Source organism: Bacillus sp. FSL K6-1005, assembly GCF_038000225.1.
Taxonomy (GTDB): Bacteria; Bacillota; Bacilli; order Bacillales; family Bacillaceae; genus Bacillus; species Bacillus mojavensis.
Map to the genome: position 1 here is coordinate 1,077,495 of NZ_JBBOBP010000001.1, position 13,982 is coordinate 1,091,476.

At 41.1% G+C, this 13,982-nt stretch carries 14 protein-coding genes, 1 tRNA gene and 1 pseudogene; 12 read left to right on the plus strand and 4 right to left on the minus strand.

Annotation, left to right across the window (positions count from 1 at the left end; translation table 11 throughout):
- Positions 1–5: 5 nt before the first annotated feature.
- From glcK to NST16_RS05540, 5 genes are all read left to right on the plus strand, one after another.
- Positions 6–971, plus strand: coding sequence for a glucose kinase GlcK (gene glcK / locus NST16_RS05520; RefSeq protein ID WP_340884622.1), 966 nt, complete (start codon positions 6–8; stop codon positions 969–971).
- A gap of 116 nt (positions 972–1,087) precedes the next feature.
- Positions 1,088–3,004: an LTA synthase family protein gene (locus NST16_RS05525; RefSeq protein ID WP_010334938.1), complete on the plus strand. Its 1,917-nt coding sequence runs from the start codon at positions 1,088–1,090 to the stop codon at positions 3,002–3,004.
- An 81-nt stretch (positions 3,005–3,085) separates the two neighbouring features.
- A complete protein-coding gene (locus NST16_RS05530; RefSeq protein WP_326332546.1) occupies positions 3,086–4,216 on the plus strand; it encodes a M14 family metallopeptidase in 1,131 nt (376 codons plus the stop codon).
- A 67-nt stretch (positions 4,217–4,283) separates the two neighbouring features.
- On the plus strand, positions 4,284–5,342 hold the full coding sequence (locus tag NST16_RS05535) for a YqgU-like beta propeller domain-containing protein (RefSeq protein WP_340884625.1): 1,059 nt from the start codon (positions 4,284–4,286) through the stop codon (positions 5,340–5,342).
- Between the two features lie 3 nt (positions 5,343–5,345).
- Positions 5,346–5,660 (plus strand): MTH1187 family thiamine-binding protein, encoded by a 315-nt coding sequence (locus NST16_RS05540; protein WP_340884628.1) that lies wholly within the window; start codon positions 5,346–5,348, stop codon positions 5,658–5,660.
- A 32-nt stretch (positions 5,661–5,692) separates the two neighbouring features.
- On the opposite strand, the gene NST16_RS05545 is transcribed toward NST16_RS05540, so the two are convergent.
- On the minus strand, positions 5,693–5,866 hold the full coding sequence (locus NST16_RS05545; RefSeq protein WP_010334935.1) for a DUF2759 domain-containing protein: 174 nt from the start codon (positions 5,864–5,866) through the stop codon (positions 5,693–5,695).
- Between the two features lie 156 nt (positions 5,867–6,022).
- On the opposite strand from NST16_RS05545, the gene NST16_RS05550 reads away from it, so the two are divergent.
- Positions 6,023–6,658, plus strand: a complete 636-nt coding sequence (locus tag NST16_RS05550; RefSeq protein WP_326227265.1) for an MBL fold metallo-hydrolase — start codon at positions 6,023–6,025, stop codon at positions 6,656–6,658.
- 39 nt (positions 6,659–6,697) lie between these two features.
- Here NST16_RS05550 and NST16_RS05555 read toward each other — a convergent pair whose 3' ends face one another.
- Positions 6,698–6,943, minus strand: coding sequence for a DUF2626 domain-containing protein (locus NST16_RS05555; protein ID WP_003226300.1), 246 nt, complete (start codon positions 6,941–6,943; stop codon positions 6,698–6,700).
- Positions 6,944–7,175: 232 nt separating this feature from the next.
- On the opposite strand from NST16_RS05555, the gene mgsR reads away from it, so the two are divergent.
- Positions 7,176–7,556 carry a transcriptional regulator MgsR gene (gene mgsR, locus NST16_RS05560; protein ID WP_026014741.1) on the plus strand — a complete coding sequence of 127 codons (381 nt, stop codon included), beginning with the start codon at positions 7,176–7,178 and terminating at the stop codon, positions 7,554–7,556.
- Between the two features lie 65 nt (positions 7,557–7,621).
- On the opposite strand, the gene NST16_RS05565 is transcribed toward mgsR, so the two are convergent.
- Positions 7,622–7,692, minus strand: a tRNA-Gln gene (locus NST16_RS05565).
- A gap of 96 nt (positions 7,693–7,788) precedes the next feature.
- Here NST16_RS05565 and NST16_RS05570 point away from each other — a divergent pair.
- Positions 7,789–8,628: an STAS domain-containing protein gene (locus NST16_RS05570; RefSeq protein WP_340884636.1), complete on the plus strand. Its 840-nt coding sequence runs from the start codon at positions 7,789–7,791 to the stop codon at positions 8,626–8,628.
- A 79-nt stretch (positions 8,629–8,707) separates the two neighbouring features.
- On the opposite strand, the pseudogene NST16_RS05575 reads toward NST16_RS05570, so the two are convergent.
- Positions 8,708–10,037, minus strand: a pseudogene (locus NST16_RS05575) (hemolysin family protein).
- Positions 10,038–10,180: 143 nt separating this feature from the next.
- On the opposite strand from NST16_RS05575, the gene NST16_RS05580 reads away from it, so the two are divergent.
- The 4 genes from NST16_RS05580 to comGB all read left to right on the plus strand — a co-directional run bounded on the left by NST16_RS05580 (position 10,181) and on the right by comGB (position 13,979).
- Complete coding sequence (locus tag NST16_RS05580; protein WP_340884639.1) at positions 10,181–11,131, plus strand: magnesium transporter CorA family protein; 951 nt, start codon at positions 10,181–10,183, stop codon at positions 11,129–11,131.
- A gap of 230 nt (positions 11,132–11,361) precedes the next feature.
- Positions 11,362–11,532, plus strand: coding sequence for a CBS domain-containing protein (locus NST16_RS05585; protein ID WP_340884642.1), 171 nt, complete (start codon positions 11,362–11,364; stop codon positions 11,530–11,532).
- 352 nt (positions 11,533–11,884) lie between these two features.
- A complete protein-coding gene (comGA, locus tag NST16_RS05590) occupies positions 11,885–12,955 on the plus strand; it encodes a competence protein ComGA (RefSeq protein ID WP_168748237.1) in 1,071 nt (356 codons plus the stop codon).
- On the plus strand, positions 12,942–13,979 hold the full coding sequence (gene comGB / locus NST16_RS05595) for a competence type IV pilus assembly protein ComGB (RefSeq protein ID WP_340884646.1): 1,038 nt from the start codon (positions 12,942–12,944) through the stop codon (positions 13,977–13,979). Before comGA ends, comGB begins: the two co-directional genes overlap by 14 nt.
- The last annotated feature ends 3 nt before the right edge of the window (positions 13,980–13,982 follow it).

Consider the following 13,982-nt stretch of genomic DNA (forward strand, 5'->3'; position numbering starts at 1 on the left):
TAAAAATGGACGAGATATGGTTTGCGGGCATTGATCTTGGAGGAACGACGATAAAACTCGCATTTATTAATCAATATGGAGAGATTCAGCATAAATGGGAAGTGCCGACCGATAAGTCCGGTGATACCATTACCGTGACAATAGCAAAAGCGATTGACAGCAAGCTGGATGAGCTTCATAAACCAAAGCACATCGTCAAATATATAGGAATGGGCGCACCAGGGCCAGTAGATATGGCAACTGGGGTCGTTTATGAAACAGTGAATCTTGGCTGGAAAAACTATGCTTTAAAAAATCATCTGGAAACGGAAACAGGCATCCCAGCGGTTATAGAAAATGATGCGAATATTGCCGCGCTCGGAGAAATGTGGAAGGGGGCGGGTGACGGAGCAAAAGACGTCATTCTCGTTACACTAGGTACAGGAGTTGGCGGCGGTATTATTGTGAATGGGGAGATTGTGCACGGAATAAATGGCGCTGGCGGAGAAATCGGCCATATTTGCAGCATCCCTGAAGGCGGGGCGCCGTGCAACTGCGGTAAAACAGGCTGTATTGAAACCATCGCGTCGGCAACTGGCATTGTTAGAATTGCAAAAGAGAAAATTGCAGAAGCTAAAAAGCCGACACAATTAAAAGCATCTGAGCATTTAACGGCTCGAGATGTATTTGAAGCTGCAAATGAAAATGATGAATTAGCTCTCGAAGTTGTCGATTATGTAGCAAAGCATCTCGGCTTGGTGCTTGGCAATCTGGCCAGCTCGCTTAATCCGTCAAAAATTGTTCTCGGCGGCGGCGTTTCAAAAGCCGGAGAATTGCTGAGATCCAAAGTCGAAAAAACATTCCGTATATGTGCCTTTCCGCGCGCTGCGGAAGCGGCTGATCTATCTATTGCGGCGCTTGGAAATAATGCGGGCGTTATCGGAGGAGCTTGGATCGCTAAAAATGAATGGCTGAAACACCAAAATTGTTAAATTTGTGAAAATGAAATTGATTTTTTGTTATGTTCAGGTTAAGATTTAATTTGATGTGTTAATGAGAATGTTGAGAATAGACTGATTTTTTTGAGCGTGCTGCATAGGAGGTTGAAATGCGAAAAACGTTTTTTTCGATGATTTCATTTATGCTGATTGCCATTTTAATGATGTGGCTGAAAACGTATGTTGTTTACAAAACCAGTTTCCATATTAAAATTGACAATCTTACGCAGGAATTTATTCTGTTTATCAACCCATTGAGCTTTTTGCTGCTTATTTTTGGCTTCAGCCTGTTTTTAAAGGGAAGAAACAGAAATCGTTACATTATTGCCATGAGTTGTATTGTCACGTTTGTTTTGCTGGCGAATATGGTTTTTTATCGTTTTTACAATGATTTCCTAACGATTCCGGTTCTTTTTCAAACGAGCAATATGGGTGATCTGGGAAGCAGCATCGGAACGCTTCTTGAGCCGACAGACCTCCTTTTGGCTGTAGATATCGTGATTTTAATATGGCTACATATGCGTCAAAAAGCCTTTCAATCAGATATCCCCTCCACGAAAAATGAACGGGCGGCATATTTTTTGTTTGTGGCTTCCGTTTATTTCTTCAACTTAGGTCTGTCTGAGGCAGAACGGCCGCAGCTATTGACACGCTCATTTGACAGAGAAATGCTCGTTAAAAATATCAGCCTGTTTAATTTTCATATTTATGACGGAGTACTTCAGTCGAAGCAATCCGCGCAAAGAGCGCTGGCTGACAGCAACAGCCTGACGGAAATCGAAAACTATGTCACAGCCAATGCGAAAGATGCCAATAAGAACTTATTTGGCGCCGCAAAAGGCAGAAACGTCATACTTGTATCTCTAGAGTCGACGCAAAGCTTTGTGATCAATGAAAAGGTGAACGGAAAAGAAATCACCCCGTTTTTGAATGATTTTATAAAAGAAAGCTATCACTTTAGTAATGTTTACCACCAAACCGGGCAGGGGAAAACCTCTGATTCTGAATTTATCGTGGACAATTCACTTTATCCGCTTGGGCGAGGCGCTGTGTTCTTTACAAATGCGGGCAATCAATACATGGCCGCGCCTGAGATTCTCAAAAATAACGGGTATTATTCAGCGGTGCTCCATGCCAATAATAAAAGCTTTTGGAATCGCGATTTAATGTACGATTCATTTGGGTATGATTCATTTTTTGATATTGAATCGTATGATGTTACTGACGATAATTCAGTCGGCTGGGGGCTGAAGGATAAAGAATTTTTTGAACAGTCTTCAGAGCTGATGAAAAACCTGCCTCAGCCGTTTTACTCTAGGCTGATCACACTCACGAACCACTTTCCGTTTGATCTTGATGAAGAGGACAAATTGATTGAGGAATATGATTCAAGCAGCCAAACGTTAAACAAGTATTTCCCGACTGTGCGTTATCAGGATGAGGCGCTGAAACGGTTTATCGAAAAGCTGAAGGAAGACGGCTTATATGATAACTCCATTATTGTTTTATACGGTGACCATTACGGGATATCGGAAAACCATAATGAAGCGATGGGGCAATTCTTAGGGAAAGAAATTACACCATTTGAAGAAGTGCAGCTCCAAAAAGTGCCGTTTGTCGTTCATATTCCTGGAATTACAGACAAGAAGCCGAAAACGATTGACAAGGTAGGCGGACAAATCGATATCCGGCCGACGCTGATGAATCTGTTAGGTATTGATACAAAGAACCTCATTCAATTCGGCAACGATCTGCTTTCTGACGATAAACTGGACTTTACAGTGCTGCGTGATGGCAGCTTTATCACAGACCAGATCGTGTATACTGACGGTCTATGTTATGACAAAGCGACAGGAAAGCCTTTGAAAGAGGCAAAGCAATGTGAAACATTTGCAGATAAAGCGAAGCAGGAGCTTTCACTTTCCGATGAAATCATTTACGGAGATTTGTTGCGATTTTATGATCAGGAAAGGCTGGACAATTCGTCAAAAAGAAAAGAAAAACAAATTCTTGATCAGGCTTCATGATCATAAAGTCTCCCGTATCAAAAAACGCGGGAGGCTTTCTTTTTTAAAAAACGCCGTCATATAGTAACAAAAAGGGGGATGATGATGGCGTTTATTACGATAAAACCTGAGATTAAACACAATTTGGCTTTAGTGGCAAGAGAACTGAAGATAGATGAGACATTGCTTAGAAGTGCCAATCAAACAGCACAAAAACATCAATTGTACTGTCCTGGTTATAAGATTGAAGAAGGCAATGATAAGGAGCTTCAATCCATTCAGGAAGTAAAGCGCTTTTTACACCCGCTGCAGCTGCAGCCAGCTGATAACTGGCTGGAGCAGGAAAAAATTTATGACTCTCTTGCTGTCGAAGAGGAAATAAAAAAAATAGTCAATGTGTTTCCGTTTGTTTCATGCCGGGAAATCGGACGTTCCGTTTTGGGCAGGCCGATCTGGGAGCTGACAGTTGGGGGCGAGCATACCTCCAAAAAAGTTCACATGAATGCATCGTTTCATGCGAATGAGTGGATTACCACGTCTGTACTGCTGAAATGGCTGAAGGAATATTGCCTCTCTTTATGTCATAATACTAATTTTTTTGGCTTTACTCCTTTGGAGCTGTTCAGCCGAACCTCTCTGTCTCTCGTTCCTCTTGTGAATCCGGATGGTGTTGATCTTGTCTTACACGGGTCAGCGGGCATGGGAGACAGGAGAGATGAACTTGAAAGACTAAACTGCCATCGTCCGGATTTTAATGAATGGAAGGCAAATATTAACGGCGTTGATTTAAATAAACAATTCCCGTCTTTATGGGAAATTGAAAAGTACCGCAAACCGAAAATGCCCAGCTACCGAGATTTTCCTGGAATTTCTCCGCTCACGGAGCCGGAATCCATTGCGATGCAGCAGCTGATAACGGCGGATCCGCCTGACAGGCTGCTGGCCCTTCACACTCAGGGAGAAGAAATCTATTGGGGATATAAAGGCCTTGAGCCCGAAGAATCGGCTTCTGTAATAAAGGATTTTGAGACGATAAGCGGAAACATTTATAAAGGTGTCAAGGATATTGACAGCTATGCGGGATTCCGCGACTGGTTTATTCATCACTATTTTAAAGAAGGTTATACGGTGGAACTCGGAAAAGGTCAAAATCCCTTGCCGTTTGAGCAGTTTACACAGATTTATCAGGCGACAAGCGGGATCTTATGGAGGTCGTTATTTTTTCTTGACTAACTGAAACTTTTTCTTTTTCGTGCCGTATCAAATATGGGACAATAAATATGATCGGAGGGGGAGGCTGATGAGATCAGTTTGTTTGATTCTGCTGTCAGCATTGTTAGTTTGTTTATCGGCATGCGAACCGTCTCATCAGCAGCAAAAACAGGCAGCGACGGCAAAAATTGAGGAAAAAGAGATTGTTCCGCTGCCAGCAGGAAAAGCGGACGGAGCGGAAGGCTGGCTCAATAACAACACAATTCTGTATACAGCCTCAAATCCGACAAAAACAGAGCTTCTTGCATATCAAATCTTTAATGGCAAAACGGAAAAGCTCTATCAGACGGATGGTCAAATCGTTGATGTTCAAATCAATCCCAAAGAACAGATGATTCTGCTGCAGATCACGCATAGCCAACAGACAGCAGTAGTTTTGCTGAATCAGAAAGGGGAGACGCTGTACCAGAAAGAATACGAAACGTATGAGCTGGAGGCAGCATGGAATCAGTATGATCCGTATCAAATGATGGTTACGGTATTCACTGAAAACTGGAACTTCAATACATATTACGTGGATGCAAAAAAAGACAAGTCTGCTTTAAGTCCAATACAGGTTCCGTTTGTCCATTGGACCTCAAAAAACACATTTGACTATCTAAAAGAGGGAAGAAACGATAAAGAAGGCCCTTTGTATACGTATGATATTGCTTCTGAAAAGGAGAAAAGGCTCGAGGAGGGTGTCCTTTACTTTGATTCTTTTCATGATATGAGCTTTACCGTCAAAGCAGGTTCCGGAGAGAACGGCTTGTATGAGTTTACATCACCGCAATCGAATGGTGAAGCAGTTACAGCGGAATGGCCGCTCCAAACCAAATATACAAGCCTGGCTCCGATGGAGTATGATTATGATGAGGCTGGCGGACTGTTTTATACGTTTAAAGAAAGCGGGGATGCATATAAGCTGTCAGCGATTGATATGAAATCGGGAAAGGTGCAGGATCTTTTTACTTTGCCTGAAATGGAGCCGATACAAGTATCCCCGAACGGAAAATATGCGTTGTACGGGTTTCATTTTGAGCGCATGATATCATTGAAATCACATGAAATAAAGCCAATCATCATTGATAAAAAGGAGATGGAATAATTAATGGCTATCGCAGATGTAACCATTATCCCAATCGGAACAGAAACACCTAGTGTAAGCGCCTATGTGGCGGATGTGCAGAAAATTTTAGATGGCTATAAAGCCGAAGGGAAAATCAAATATCAGCTGACACCGATGAACACATTGATTGAAGGCGAGCTCAGCGACCTTTTCACTGTGATTCAGGCGATTCACGAAGCGCCGTTTCAAAAAGGGCTTCACAGAGTGGCGACCAACATTCGCATCGATGACAGACGGGACAAAAAAACGACGCTTGAAAGTAAAATAGAAAGCGTGAATAAACATTTACAGCAATAAAAAATAAACCTGTATCCCACTGGATACAGGTTTTAATGTGCAGTAGGATAACCGCTGTTTATCACCGTCATCACTGTAAACCAGCCAAACACACACAAGGTGGCTCCGGCTAATAAAAATCCAAGTATATTTTTGTTTTTCACAGAACGCAAGACTCCCCATAAAGCGAAAAGAGCGACAAGGCCGAAAATCACGACAAGTAACATTACGCAGCCCCCTTTACATTGAAAAACCTGCAATTCTTTCCATTTTTATTCTACCTGTTTTCAGTGTGTTTGTCGATAGCGTTTTCATAGCGATTGTTTGAATCTTTTTTCAAAAACCTTCATAATAGGAGCATAAAAAGGAAAGAGGTGAGAAAAGTGAAATGGAGAAGAATGCCTGTAGGGCCGATTCAAGCGAATGCATATTTTTTAATCAGTGATGATCAATGCCTGATTTTTGATCCGGGCGGCGAAGGAGATAAAATCAATCAATACATAAAAGAAAAAGGATTAACGCCTTTAGCCATTTTACTGACACACGCCCATTTTGACCATATTGGGGCGCTGGATAACGTGAGAGACAGATGGGATATTCCTGTCTATCTGCATCAAAATGAAAAGAATTGGCTTACAGATGCCTCATTGAATGGCTCAGGAATGCTGAGAGGGATAGAAGTGACAGCTAAGCCGGCAGATCATTTAATTGAAGGGGACGGTGAGCTGAATATCGGGCCTTTCTATCTGGAGACGCTATTTACACCGGGACATTCCCCAGGAAGCGTTTCATACTACGTGAAGGATGCCGACCTGGTGATTTCCGGTGATGTCCTGTTTCAAGGCGGGATAGGCCGTACAGATTTACATGGAGGCGACCAAGAAACGCTGCTTACGTCTATCCATGAAAAATTGCTTACGCTGCCTGAGCACACATTGGTGTTAAGCGGACATGGCCCTGAAACTGACGTGCAGACTGAGCAGGATCAAAATCCGTTTTTAAATGGATTTTCATTATAGAAAAAGAGACAAACCGGTGAGGTTTGTCTCTTTTTGCATTTAATGTCCTCCGCCGCCTGGTACCATAATAAAAATGGAATAGTATGTGAAGCCGGCAAAGAAGATGGTTAAATAAGCGCCAAAGATATAAATGTACATCCGTTCTGTTAAATTCAAATACGATAGAAACACAAATAAGATCGTCTGTCCAAAAAATAAAAGGGAAGCATCTTTCATATCACCTAAATAAAACATGACTGCAAATATTCCCGTCCAAAATCCTAACACCCGGAACATGCGATTCATTTTTATCCCCTCCCGAGAGTCCCTCTGACTGTTATTATAATAGATCACGGACAAAAATGTAAACATTTTCATTATTAATATCAAAAATGGTATTTAACCCTTTGATTGCGTTTTCTATTATATGTACGGTTTTTTAGAAATAACCCGAAAAAAAGTTCAATAAATGGTTTAAAGAAAAATTGATACGGGTAGTTATTCTACAAAGAGATGGTTAACTGGAGGAGGAAAAAACATAATGGAACAATTAACATTTTACTCATACCCAAGCTGCACGTCATGCCGAAAAACAAAACATTGGCTCAAAGCGCACCAGATTGAATTTAACGAACGGCACTTATTCAGAGAAACTCCAACGATGGATGAATTAAAGTATATTTTATCTTTAACGACAGAAGGAATTGACGAAATTTTAGCAACAAGAAGCCAAACCTTCAAAAATTTAAATTTAAACATTGAAGATATGACTGTAAACGAAGTGCTTGAACTTTTAATTGAGAAACCGAAGCTTTTGCGCCGTCCGATTCTCGTGGACAACAGGAAGCTTGTTATCGGATACAATCCGGGAGAACTGTTAAAGTTATCGAAGAAGAAAACGGTTCATCAATCTGCATGATGAAAAACCGAAGATCCGCTGATTTGCTTGAATCAGCTTATCTTCGGTTTTTCACGGTTCAGAAACTGGGCTAGCTGGATTCGAACCAACGATCACGGAGTCAAAGTCCATTGCCTTACCGCTTGGCTATAGCCCACTGTATGTAAAAATAGTATGTGTAACGTGAGACAAGTTATACAAATCAATCATATATTTTTTGAAAGATAAACATCACAGGAGGTAACCGATTGAAATGAAAGCTCTAGATCAGTATTTAACAGAGCACAAAGAAGATATTACACTTCAATGGCTGGAAACATGCACGTTAAAAGGAACTTTACTGTATTCTGCTAAAGATCAGCAAAAATTAGAACAAAAGTTAAAAGAGCAGCATGAATCATTGGTAGCGATTGTAGCAAAATCCATTAGAAAAGAAGATGTGAAGGATGAGCTTAAGCAATGGTCACTTCAATGTGCCCGAGACCGTGCTGTTCATGAGGTGACTGTGACGGAAAGTGTCGGTCAGTTTAACGCGTTTAGACACATTATGTGGCAATGGATTCAGGACTACAGTGAAGCTGCTTCTTCCCAAAAAATCGGCATTCAGGATGTATGTGAGTGGAGCAAGATTTTGAATCAAACGATTGATGAGATTATCGAAGTATTTACAGAAGAATATCACCAGGTCACGGTGATCCAATTAAATGCGCAAAAAGAAATGATCAATGAATTGAGCGCACCGATTATGCCGATTTCTAAAGAGATTGGAATTCTTCCCCTTGTCGGTGAAATTGACACGTACAGAGCGAGAACCATTTTGGAATCCGTTTTGGCCCAATGCTCGGCGTTAAAGATTTCATATTTATTTTTAGATATATCCGGTGTTCCCATCGTTGATACGATGGTTGCCTTTCAAATCTTTAAAGTGATTGACAGCACTAAACTGCTGGGCATTGAGACGATTATTTCAGGAATCAGGCCTGAAATCGCCCAGACTGTTGTGAAGCTCGGATTAGATTTTTCGAAGGTGAAAACAGAGCAAAGTCTTGCTAAAGCTTTAGCCAACAAAGGATTTAAGATACAAGAATCTTAAGATGTTTCTTGCTTGATGTGTTTTTTTGAAGCGCGTTCAACACGCAAGAGAAGCAACAGCTGAACAGCCTGTGCTAGGGCTATTCAGCTTTTTTTACTTCGATAAACAAAATATGGTGACTGTCAATTTCTTTAACCTTGAATGAGTAGCCATCATATTCAATGACACTTTCGGGCTCGGCGTCTATGTTCTGTGTGAGAAACCAGCCTCCGAGCGTATCAACTTCAGCATCTGATAAATCAGTTCCAAGCAGGTTATTTACGTCACTGATTAATAATTTCGCATTTAATAAATAATGATCTTTTCCCAGTTCACGAACATGAGGCACTTCATCTGAATCGAATTCATCTCGTATTTCTCCTACAATTTCTTCGATAATATCCTCGACGGTGATCAAACCTGAAGTTCCGCCATATTCATCAATGAGAATCGCCATATGGGTGCGTTCCTTTTGCATTTTGATGAGTAATTTGTAAATCGGAATGGTCTCAATGACATGAATGACAGGCTGTATGAAGGGTTCAATTTTGTGCTTCTGAAAAGAAAAGTCTTTCGTCAGCAATGAAAACAGCACTTCTTTCATATTGATCACACCGATAACGTTATCTTTATCTTCCTTAACAATCGGGTACCGGGTATATTTGGTCTGCTTAACCGTTTCCCGCATGCTTGGGATCGAGTCATCCTCAATTGACAAACTGACCATTTCGTTTCGCGGCACCATAATTTCCTTTGCCATTCGTTTATCAAATGTAAATATATTATTCATATATTTTAATTCGCTTTTTCTGATTTCTCCGCTTTTATAGCTTTCGGTCAACAGTACTCTAAGCTCTTCCTCCGTATAAGCCAGTTCATGCTCTGATGCCGGCTTCAGCCCAAAAAGCCCCGTGATTAATCGGGCAGACTGGTTAAGGAGCCAAATGAACGGAAACATGATTTTATAAAACCAGATTAATGGTTTCGCGAGCATCAGCGTAATGCTTTCTGCTTTTTGAATCGCGAAGCTCTTCGGTGCCAGCTCCCCAATGACGACATTTAAATACGTTACCACTAAAAAGGCGATAATAAGAGAAAGAAGATGGGTAAGCGACTCGTTTAAGCCTGCTTTATGAAAGAGCGGCCGAAGCAGAGTCTGTACGGTCGGTTCACCCAGCCAGCCGAGTCCTAAAGCTGCGACCGTGATGCCCAGCTGGCAGGCTGATAAATATTCGTCAAGATGAGTGACCACATGTTTTGCCGCTTTAGCCCCTTTTCTTCCTTTTGCAACAAGCTGATCAATCCTGGATCGTCTTACTTTTACAATCGAGAATTCTACGGCGACAAAAAATCCCGTCAACAAAATTAAAAACGCGACTGCTAATAAATTGATAAATTCCAAAATAAACTGCCTTCTCCAAGGAAGGCATGCACCTCCCTTTACGATGTCTTTCTACATTCCATACCACCAGGAAAAGCTCACAAAACATGTGATAAAGTGCCTAAATGGTTTAGGAATGCTTTTCATTGGGCAATTAAAGAACAAATGAATAAAAGTCTGGAGGATCGTAACATGAAGGTACATACAGGTGAAGATTGGTTTTGGTACCAAATGGGGCCTCAGGAAAGAGATAAGGCAAGAGATCTGATCCATTTTTCTCATTGGCCGCAATGTGAAAAATGGTTTGAAAATAATCATCATATTAACTTTTTGCGCGTGGATACAACAGAAGCGGAGAATGAAGCGGTATTCGGCTCGATCGTATATGATCAAGGGCTGAACGAAGAAAAGGATCACACCGTATTTCACTTTTATATCACACGGCAATATTTTTTCACCATCAATTTTGATTTTTCTATATTAGAAGGGATTAAGGGGAAACAAGTTGTCCAGCAAATGAAAAGAGCGAACAATGCCATAGAGGGGTTCTTAATACTTCTAGGGGAATTAATGAATGCTTATTTAATCGGTGTCGACAAATTTGAAGTGAGATTGAGAGAGCTTAGGTGGCAAATCAAGGATGATAACAGCAAAAGTATTTTAAACCGCGTTCATTTACTGCGCCATGAGCTGATGATTTGGAAAAACTTGATCTTAAGCGCCAAAAAACTTGAGATGGCGTTAAAAGAAACCTTCTTGCCTCAAAATGAAGGGAAAAAGGATTATCAGCGCACGCATCTGAAAATTGACAGAGGTTTCATATACATCAGTGAATTTGAGGGGGAGCTTAACAACCTTTTGCATTCAGAAGAGGTCATTACTTCTCATAGGGGAAATGAAATCGTAAAAGCCCTTACTATTTTCACGACGCTTTTTACGCCGATTACAGCACTTGGCGCCCTTTGGGGAATGAACTTTTCGGTGATGCCGGAGCTGAATTGGAAATACGGATATCTTTTTTCTCTATTTTTAATTTTCAGTTCAACAATTCTGATTTACCTGTATCTGAAGAAAAAAGGCTGGACGGGAGATATGCTGCAAGAAAGGAAGAGAAAAAATTCACGAAAAAGGCACAGGCAGTAGATGTTTCATTTTTTGTGCACGGTTAAAGAATAAATAGCACTCGGGAAAAGAGCTTTGACTGCTGCGAACAGACCGCAGCAGTCACTGACCTAGCCAAAAAGATGAAAGACTCCAACCTTGGTCCTATTCCAATTTGTGGAATCATCAGACTTCAAGGCTCGTTTCTGATCGGGACATTGTCACCAGAACATTAGCTGAAGATCAAATAGAAGCGTCAAGCTAATGACATCATGAGCACAGAAATCGTTTCCGGTCATCCGGATAGGTCTGACGATGGAGCGAGTCAGCTTATGGCAGAGCATCAAATCCCCCGTTTACCGATTCTTGAAAATGAACGTTTAACGGGTATTGTTGCGTTAGGCGATCTTACCGTTAAGAAAGACACAGACCAGAAAGCCTAAACATTAAGTGACATTTCTAAATCAGCATAACAAACAGTCGGGAAGAGGTAGCTGCCTCTTCCTTTTTATTTTGTATACGCTAAACTGATCCGCCGTTTTTAATAAGCATCAAACTCCGATTTTATCATTTCCTCTTTAGATGCCAGAGCCGGACTGCGTACACTGTCCATTTAATCTCTTTTCATATCCTTATTAAAATCGAAAATCATGTGTTAAATAAAGCTGAATTTCTATTTTGATAGGGATAAATGATTTTTTTAGGTTGTAAATAGATCAGAAAATCACATTTTCTTTGTTTGATTACTATGTCTTCTTTTTTCTACAATACGCTTTGAAAGGAGAGGGAATCAAATTGGATTCGATAGAAAACATAAGTAGAACCTTAATTGAAGAGGCATATAAGACGAAGGCCTCTGACATTCACATTGTGCCAAGGGAACGGGACGCGATCATCCATTTTCGGGTTGACAATGCATTGCTGAAAAAGCGAAACATGAAAAAAGAAGAGTGTGTAAGGCTCATTTCTCATTTTAAGTTTCTCTCAGCTATGGACATTGGGGAGAGAAGAAAGCCGCAAAGTGGATCGCTTACTCTAAAATTAAAAGAGGGTGACGTTCACTTAAGGATGTCAACGCTCCCGACAATTAACGAAGAAAGCCTCGTCATCAGAGTGATGCCTCAGTATAATATCCCTTCGATTGACAAACTGTCTTTATTCCCACAGACAGGAGCCACCTTGCTTTCATTTTTAAAACACTCCCACGGCATGCTGATTTTTACCGGACCAACAGGCTCTGGGAAAACAACAACGTTATATTCTCTGATTCAATATGCAAAAAAACATTTTAATCGAAACATTGTCACACTTGAAGATCCAGTGGAAACGAGGGATGAAGATGTTCTTCAGGTGCAGGTGAATGAAAAAGCCGGGGTCACATATTCCACAGGGCTGAAGGCTATTTTGCGCCATGACCCCGATATGATCATTTTAGGTGAGATTAGAGATGCTGAAACAGCCCAAATCGCGGTGCGGGCAGCGATGACTGGTCATTTAGTGCTGACGAGCCTTCATACGAGAGATGCCAAGGGCGCGATTTACAGGCTGCTAGAATTTGGCATTAATATGAATGAAATCGAGCAAACGGTTATTGCGATAGCGGCTCAGCGTTTAGTTGATTTGGCTTGCCCGTATTGTGAAAACGGATGTTCTTCAGTGTATTGCCGACTGTCACGAAACATAAGGAGAGCAAGCGTATACGAGCTGCTATACGGGAAAAACCTTCAGCAGTGTATTCAGGAAGCGAAAGGGGACAATGCAAATTACCAATATCAAACGTTGCGTCAAATTATAAGAAAAGGGATTGCGCTCGGCTATTTAACGACAAATAACTATGACCGGTGGGTTTATCATGAAACAGATTAGAAAAGTTTGGCCGTTAAAGGATCAAGCCTATTTACTGAAAAGGCTGGGGGAAATGACAGCGGGCGGATACAGTCTTTTAGACGGGTTGCGCCTAATGCAGCTGCAAATGAATAAAAGGCAGCTGGCGGACTTGGCTGCCGCAATAAGACGGTTGAGAGAAGGGGAATCATTTTACTCTGTATTAAAGAGCTTGTCATTTCATAAAGAAGCCATTGGTATTTGTTATTTTGCTGAAACACATGGAGAATTGCCGGCTTCCATGATTCAGAGCGGAGAGCTGCTGGAACGAAAAACAGCGCAGGCAGAGCATATTAAAAGGGTGCTGAGATATCCTCTTTTTCTCATCTTTACCGTTGGTGTCATGCTCTATATGCTGCAAAACATCATCATCCCTCAGTTTTCCGGTATTTATCAATCGATGAATGTAGAAACTTCACGCACAACAGGCATCATTTTTGCGTTTTTTCAGCACCTTGATGCCGTCTTCATATTAATGGCCATTTTGGCCGCAGGGATAGGTCTTTATTATTGGTTTGTGTTTAAGAAAAAATCCCCTGACCGCCAAATGCACATTTGCGTAAGTATTCCTCTGTTTGGAAAGCTGGTCAGGCTGTTTAACAGCTACTTTTTTTCTTTACAGCTGAGCAGTCTTCTGGCATCAGGACTTTCTATTTATGACAGTTTGAAAGCATTTAGACATCAAACGTTTCTTCCTTTCTACCGCCACGAAGCTGAACAAATGATTGAACAGTTAAAAGCCGGTGAAACCATTGAAACTGCTTTAGACAAACACCCTTTTTACGAAAGTGATTTTTCAAAAGTAATATCTCATGGCCAGCTAAGCAGCCGTTTGGACCGGGAACTCTTCACGTACAGTCAGTTTATATTGCAGCGGCTTGAGGACAAGTCACAAAAATGGACAGGCATTCTTCAGCCCATTATTTATGGATTTGTAGCAGCGATGATTTTAATTGTGTATTTATCGATGCTCCTGCCTATGTATCAGATGATGAATCAAATGTGAAAG

What these genes read in the sequence shown, in the direction of transcription:
- NST16_RS05555 (WP_003226300.1), bottom strand. Translation starts at nt 6,943, where the DNA reads ATGAATCGCATGTTCCGGGTGTTAGGATTTTGGACGGGAATATTTGCA.
- NST16_RS05535 (WP_340884625.1), top strand. Translation starts at nt 4,284, where the DNA reads ATGAGATCAGTTTGTTTGATTCTGCTGTCAGCATTGTTAGTTTGTTTA.
- NST16_RS05530 (WP_326332546.1), top strand. Translation starts at nt 3,086, where the DNA reads ATGATGGCGTTTATTACGATAAAACCTGAGATTAAACACAATTTGGCT.
- comGB (WP_340884646.1), top strand. Translation starts at nt 12,942, where the DNA reads ATGAAACAGATTAGAAAAGTTTGGCCGTTAAAGGATCAAGCCTATTTA.
- NST16_RS05585 (WP_340884642.1), top strand. Translation starts at nt 11,362, where the DNA reads ATGAGCACAGAAATCGTTTCCGGTCATCCGGATAGGTCTGACGATGGA.
- NST16_RS05525 (WP_010334938.1), top strand. Translation starts at nt 1,088, where the DNA reads ATGCGAAAAACGTTTTTTTCGATGATTTCATTTATGCTGATTGCCATT.
- glcK (WP_340884622.1), top strand. Translation starts at nt 6, where the DNA reads ATGGACGAGATATGGTTTGCGGGCATTGATCTTGGAGGAACGACGATA.
- NST16_RS05570 (WP_340884636.1), top strand. Translation starts at nt 7,789, where the DNA reads ATGAAAGCTCTAGATCAGTATTTAACAGAGCACAAAGAAGATATTACA.
- NST16_RS05545 (WP_010334935.1), bottom strand. Translation starts at nt 5,866, where the DNA reads ATGTTACTTGTCGTGATTTTCGGCCTTGTCGCTCTTTTCGCTTTATGG.
- NST16_RS05580 (WP_340884639.1), top strand. Translation starts at nt 10,181, where the DNA reads ATGAAGGTACATACAGGTGAAGATTGGTTTTGGTACCAAATGGGGCCT.
- NST16_RS05540 (WP_340884628.1), top strand. Translation starts at nt 5,346, where the DNA reads ATGGCTATCGCAGATGTAACCATTATCCCAATCGGAACAGAAACACCT.